The sequence below is a fragment of the Cryobacterium sp. MLB-32 genome (assembly GCF_000738085.1).
GTDB lineage: Bacteria > Actinomycetota > Actinomycetes > Actinomycetales > Microbacteriaceae > Cryobacterium.
Map to the genome: position 1 here is coordinate 1 of NZ_JPRS01000630.1, position 1,328 is coordinate 1,328.

General features: G+C 57.4%; 1 protein-coding gene and 1 pseudogene. Both read left to right on the plus strand.

Translation table 11 applies throughout. From position 1 onward, the window contains the following. Window positions 1-193 (plus strand): annotated as a pseudogene (locus tag JF66_RS24800) (hypothetical protein); the annotation flags it as partial. Between the two features lie 269 nt (window positions 194-462). Next, window positions 463-975 (plus strand): hypothetical protein, encoded by a 513-nt coding sequence (locus tag JF66_RS20485; protein ID WP_035880778.1) that lies wholly within the window; start codon window positions 463-465, stop codon window positions 973-975. Window positions 976-1,328: the final 353 nt, after the last annotated feature.

The following is a 1,328-nucleotide window of genomic DNA, read 5'->3' on the forward strand; positions in this document are numbered from 1 at the left end:
CGACAAGTTTGGCTTCGTTCTCGTCGTGGCGAAGACCGATGAAGAGAACCTGCCGTCACGGCTGCTTTGTGAGCGCATTGGCATGACCCTCGTGTCGACGTCCGGTGGCGACGATGACCGAGCGGTCCGAGAATGCGTCTACCAGGTGGACCGGCAAAACCTGACGCGTAGAGAATCAGTCAATGAAAATTAGAGCAGATTGGGAGAGTCCAAAGGAACTCAACGACTGTTCGATATGAAGCGTGTTCAGAGCTTGCTTCCCGCCCTCCATTCAGCGGATCATCGCCCAATTGGCCACGGGGTTGTACGCTCTCGCTAGAAGTGGCCGATCAGAATCAGGCCAGTATCCAAACTTTGCCGCGTTCAGCAACACAGCGAGTACCCACAATGTGCTGGGACGCTCCAGCGGCGGAAGCACTAATCTCAGCATGAGGTTCAGCCCACGGTGAGGACGGTTTGAAGATGAGCAAGGCCCTTATGAAGGCGATCAGTGTCCTCGTTGACGGTGACGCGCGAATTCACCTGTCCGGGACGATCGTCAATCACACGAAGGGTGAAGACCGAATCGTTTCGTTCACCGCAAATGGACACACCGGGGCATGGACGTACAAGATCGGTCGGCTGAGCGGCTCCCGGGACAGTAAGGGGAACGTCGTCGAACGATTCGGGAATCGAGGAGAGGACGGGTTGGGGAACGCCGACCGTGTTCCATTTGAATTGCAGCTCGCTTTTCCGCTGACCATGCTGATCTGGGACCGGGCCAGGGATGAATGGCGGATGGATTCCGCTGACGAGGACGGGGACCAGATTATCGTCCACCTAATCCATCGTGAGCTCCCGCAGTTGAAAGCCGAGCTGACTGTGGACACCGTCCGTCGACTCGCCGTGAGCTTCATAACTCCTGCGGACGCCTTTTCGCTAAACGTCAACGAAACCGGTGAATCTGCGGGAGCCTACGCGTCGTATGAGAGTTAGTACCGTGTCGTCGCTGGGCGTCTGGGAGCTGCGCGGAACGCTCTTCGCCACGCAAGGTGACAGATAGGGACGCGCCAGACTTGTCCTCGTAAGGGGGACTGCGGAAGTATCCAGATTTGGTGAATAGTCGACTTCAGCGCAGCAGGGCAGCGTACTGAATCTGCAATTCCGACAAGTAGTTGTGAGGTCTCAATGCCGCCCCAAAATGGCGATGCCAATCACTCCGTTCGCCAGTGGAGCACGTTGCGACGAACTTTTGGCGCCTACCATCGTCGAATCTCGGTGGCGGTGGCGGTGTTGGTGATGGTGGGTTGCGTGACTCTCAGTGGGTGTGTCGCGAACTCCCTGACGGC

What these genes read in the sequence shown, in the direction of transcription:
- JF66_RS20485 (WP_035880778.1), top strand. Translation starts at nt 463, where the DNA reads ATGAGCAAGGCCCTTATGAAGGCGATCAGTGTCCTCGTTGACGGTGAC.